Source organism: Chryseobacterium paludis (assembly GCF_025403485.1).
Taxonomy (GTDB): domain Bacteria; phylum Bacteroidota; class Bacteroidia; order Flavobacteriales; family Weeksellaceae; genus Chryseobacterium; species Chryseobacterium paludis.
This window is the reverse complement of the sequence record NZ_CP099966.1, coordinates 3067501-3072500: the sequence shown is the minus strand read 5'-3', so window position 1 is coordinate 3072500 and position 5000 is coordinate 3067501. Positions and strand designations below refer to the sequence as shown.

The 5000-nt window shown below is 42.3% G+C and carries 1 protein-coding gene, 2 tRNA genes and 2 rRNA genes (2 of these 5 only partly in view); all 5 read left to right on the top strand.

All coding sequences use genetic code 11. The annotated features are described in order from the left end of the window. Positions 1–423 carry the 3' portion of a ThuA domain-containing protein gene (locus NG806_RS13885; RefSeq protein WP_261510151.1) on the top strand. Its footprint begins 444 nt before the window's first position, so only the last 423 of its 867 coding nucleotides appear in the window; its start codon lies off the left edge, out of view; its stop codon occupies positions 421–423. A 1018-nt stretch (positions 424–1441) separates the two neighbouring features. Next, a 16S ribosomal RNA gene (locus NG806_RS13880) occupies positions 1442–2958 on the top strand. 218 nt (positions 2959–3176) lie between these two features. Beyond that, positions 3177–3250, top strand: a tRNA-Ile gene (locus tag NG806_RS13875). An 88-nt stretch (positions 3251–3338) separates the two neighbouring features. After that, positions 3339–3412 (top strand) — tRNA-Ala (locus tag NG806_RS13870). 207 nt (positions 3413–3619) lie between these two features. After that, positions 3620–5000 (top strand): 23S ribosomal RNA (locus NG806_RS13865); it runs 1373 nt beyond the window's last position. Together the 16S and 23S rRNA genes with 2 tRNA genes alongside form the textbook arrangement of a ribosomal RNA operon.

Genomic DNA, 5000 nt, shown 5'->3' with positions numbered 1-5000 from the left:
AGACCCACTTCAGTCGTACTCAGAAGAATTACTAATAATAAATTCACAGAATCACAACCCTTCCTACATACACCACCCAATGAATGGTACGCCTGGAAGAATGACCTTACCAAAAATAAAGACATAAGTATCCTTTATGCGATAGATGAAAAAGGTTTTCCGGTAGGAACAGGCCCCAAGAAACATGAGATCTGGACTGAAGGCTTTTATCCCATCATCTGGACCAACACAAAATATAATATGATCTACTCCAATATAGGACATAACGATATGGACTATGAACATCATTATAATAAAGAACAAGTAAAACCCCTTTCCTCTACCTTTGCCAGTAAAGACTACTCTCATTTTATAACAAAGGCGATCTATTATCTGGCAAAAGAAAAAAGAGCAAGATTTAAAAATATAAAGAATAAAGAATAAAGAATAAAGAATAAAGAATAAAGAATAAAGAATAAAGAAAATTATTTAATATAAAATAGAATATGAGGAATCAGAATAAACCATGATAAGCAGCAAAAAGAAAAACAGGGACAGAATATAGCAGCAAGCAAAAATCACAAACATAAAACAGGAAACACAAATCACAAACAAGAAATAAAAAATAAAAAATAAAAAAATCACACGCAGTATTAGATTCAAAGATTCATACTCTTTCATTCTTAAATAACCTGTTCCATTAAAATTTTAAATCTACTTTTTATCAAAAACAACAGGATGCTTTCTTTAAAAGGTTCGTTTTCATTAAATACCCGGATCGTCACAGAATATTTTACCATCCGATCCAGTGAAAATCCATAAAAGATTCCTTTAGTCTTCCCTATTTCTCCTCAAACATTCAACTTTTTGGATCCAAAATCTCTCCAATCTTCCAGATCTGAAATCCTAAAACTACAGGATTGATATAGTATTAACTAATTCCCAAGCTCAGTATGGCAGTTCTTTGCAAATAGGGTTAAAATTTTAGTTCTTGTAATTCAGGGAGTTAAAAGTAAATATGAATTAAAAGTAAATTTTATGTTAAATAAGTTTGGATTGTAGTGTTAATAAGATGTACTTTTGCCCCACTGAAAACGAGAGATAGTAGGTAGCGCAGACGATAAGTAAATAGGACTGAAGGTTAGAAAAATAAATAATATTTTATTTTGATAATTGATAAAAGTTTGTATCTTTGCAGTCCCAATTAAGGGAGCGCAGGAGAGTATAGGATTGAATAAGAGATAGGGATTAAGGTTACTAAAAAAACTTTAAATTTTCTTTCAGAAAAATTTGGTCACATCAAAAAAAACATTTACTTTTGCACTCGCAAATCAGTAGTCCAAACGACAGAAAATGAGGCTACGGTATAAAGCGGAAGAAGAGAGATCATTGAAAAATAATATAACAACCAAGTAAGGAAAAACTAAAGCGTAAAATAACTTTGAGTGAGTCAGACAAACATACAATGGAGAGTTTGATCCTGGCTCAGGATGAACGCTAGCGGGAGGCCTAACACATGCAAGCCGAGCGGTAGAGATTCTTCGGAATCTTGAGAGCGGCGTACGGGTGCGGAACACGTGTGCAACCTACCTTTATCAGGGGGATAGCCTTTCGAAAGGAAGATTAATACCCCATAATATATTTGATGGCATCATTAGATATTGAAAACTCCGGTGGATAGAGATGGGCACGCGCAAGATTAGATAGTTGGTGAGGTAACGGCTCACCAAGTCAATGATCTTTAGGGGGCCTGAGAGGGTGATCCCCCACACTGGTACTGAGACACGGACCAGACTCCTACGGGAGGCAGCAGTGAGGAATATTGGACAATGGGTGAGAGCCTGATCCAGCCATCCCGCGTGAAGGACGACGGCCCTATGGGTTGTAAACTTCTTTTGTATAGGGATAAACCTTTCCACGTGTGGAAAGCTGAAGGTACTATACGAATAAGCACCGGCTAACTCCGTGCCAGCAGCCGCGGTAATACGGAGGGTGCAAGCGTTATCCGGATTTATTGGGTTTAAAGGGTCCGTAGGCGGACTCGTAAGTCAGTGGTGAAATCTCATAGCTTAACTATGAAACTGCCATTGATACTGCGGGTCTTGAGTAAGGTAGAGGTAGCTGGAATAAGTAGTGTAGCGGTGAAATGCATAGATATTACTTAGAACACCAATTGCGAAGGCAGGTTACCATGTCTTAACTGACGCTGATGGACGAAAGCGTGGGGAGCGAACAGGATTAGATACCCTGGTAGTCCACGCCGTAAACGATGCTAACTCGTTTTTGGGTTTTCGGATTCAGAGACTAAGCGAAAGTGATAAGTTAGCCACCTGGGGAGTACGAACGCAAGTTTGAAACTCAAAGGAATTGACGGGGGCCCGCACAAGCGGTGGATTATGTGGTTTAATTCGATGATACGCGAGGAACCTTACCAAGGCTTAAATGGGAATTGACAGGTTTAGAAATAGACTTTTCTTCGGACAATTTTCAAGGTGCTGCATGGTTGTCGTCAGCTCGTGCCGTGAGGTGTTAGGTTAAGTCCTGCAACGAGCGCAACCCCTGTCACTAGTTGCTAGCATTAAGTTGAGGACTCTAGTGAGACTGCCTACGCAAGTAGAGAGGAAGGTGGGGATGACGTCAAATCATCACGGCCCTTACGCCTTGGGCCACACACGTAATACAATGGCCAGTACAGAGGGCTGCTACCAGGTGACTGGATGCTAATCTCGAAAGCTGGTCTCAGTTCGGATTGGAGTCTGCAACTCGACTCTATGAAGCTGGAATCGCTAGTAATCGCGCATCAGCCATGGCGCGGTGAATACGTTCCCGGGCCTTGTACACACCGCCCGTCAAGCCATGGAAGTCTGGGGTACCTGAAGTCGGTGACCGTAAAAGGAGCTGCCTAGGGTAAAACAGGTAACTAGGGCTAAGTCGTAACAAGGTAGCCGTACCGGAAGGTGCGGCTGGAACATCTCATTTTAGAGCGTCTTTCGGGACGATAAACAAAATTAAAGATACTTAAGTGTATCATGTACTTACTTAAAGTATGCTTTAGTTTTTTATTTGGTTGATTATATATATAAAAATACAAAACCCACTAGAAATTAGTATAGGGAAGAGAGGCAAGATGAAAGATAAAAGAAGAAAGACAATGAGGTCTGATATCTGGAGTCTTTAATCTAAAAGTCTAACAAGACAGTCTCGTAGCTCAGCTGGTTAGAGCGCTACACTGATAATGTAGAGGTCGGCAGTTCGAGCCTGCCCGAGACTACTAATTGAAAAAGACGGGAAGATAATAGATGGTAGGGATCAGATTTAATTCTGGGATCTGTAATCTGTAATCTGAAGTCTGACTAGAGGGGGAATTAGCTCAGCTGGCTAGAGCGCCTGCCTTGCACGCAGGAGGTCAAGGGTTCGACTCCCTTATTCTCCACAGTTTTGTGAGTCTGATTTAAAAGTATAATGAATAGAGCCAAAACAAATATTCATTCATCAGACAAGCAGAAAGACATTAAGATCATTGACATTAACGGTAAAAATATCACAAAGAGAAAACCGAGCGCAATTAAGCGTTTGAGTTTACAAAAAATAGCTTGGCAGCAATGCTGAGCAAAAAATACTGAACTAATTAATAATTAGGAAAGAAATCGTTAAGGGCGTATGGCGGATGCCTAGGCTTTCAGAGGCGACGAAGGACGTGGTAAGCTGCGAAAAGCTCGGGGGATTGGCACACACGAATTGATCCCGAGATGTCCGAATGGGGCAACCCGGCTGGTTGAAGACCAGTCACCTCGTAAGAGGAGCAAACCCGGAGAACTGAAACATCTAAGTACCCGGAGGAAAAGAAATCGAAGAGATTCCGTAAGTAGTGGCGAGCGAACGCGGATTAGCCCAAAAGTCTTTATATATTTAAAAGAATGTTCTGGAAAGAACAGCCATAGAGGGTGATAGCCCCGTATTTGAAAGGTATATTTTGATGATAAATGAGTAGGGCGGGACACGTGAAATCCTGTCTGAATATGGGGGACCATCCTCCAAGGCTAAATACTCCTGAAAGACCGATAGTGAACAAGTACTGTGAAGGAAAGGTGAAAAGCACTTCGAATAGAAGGGTGAAATAGAACCTGAAACCGTACGCCTACAAGCGGTCGGAGCCCACATGTTGGGTGACGGCGTGCCTTTTGCATAATGAGCCTACGAGTTAATTTTACTAGCGAGGTTAAGGACTTCAGGTCCGGAGCCGGAGCGAAAGCGAGTCTGAATAGGGCGTATAGTTAGTAGGATTAGACGCGAAACCTTGTGATCTACCCATGGGCAGGTTGAAGCTCTGGTAACACAGAGTGGAGGACCGAACCGGTTGACGTTGAAAAGTCTTCGGATGACCTGTGGGTAGGGGTGAAAGGCCAATCAAACTGGGAGATAGCTCGTACTCCCCGAAATGCATTTAGGTGCAGCGTCGTATATAAGTTTATTAGAGGTAGAGCTACTGATTGGATGCGGGGGTTTCATCGCCTACCAATTCCTGACAAACTCCGAATGCTAATAAATGTTCTACGGCAGTGAGGGCATGGGTGCTAAGGTCCATGTCCGAGAGGGAAAGAACCCAGACCAACAGCTAAGGTCCCCAAATATATGTTAAGTTGAAGCAACGCGGTTGGACTGCATTGACAGCTAGGATGTTGGCTTGGAAGCAGCCATTCATTTAAAGAGTGCGTAACAGCTCACTAGTCGAGCGGTCCGGCATGGATAATAATCGGGCATAAACATATTACCGAAGCTATGGATTTGTACTTATGTACATCTGGTAGGGGAGCATTCTGTTTGCACAGAAGCAGTGGCGCGAGCCATTGTGGAGCGTACAGAAAAGAAAATGTAGGCATAAGTAACGATAAAGGGGGCGAGAAACCCCCTCACCGAAAGACTAAGGTTTCCTCAGCCATGCTAATCAGCTGAGGGTTAGTCGGGACCTAACGCGAACCCGAAAGGGGTAGTGGATGGACAATGGGTTAATATTCCCATAC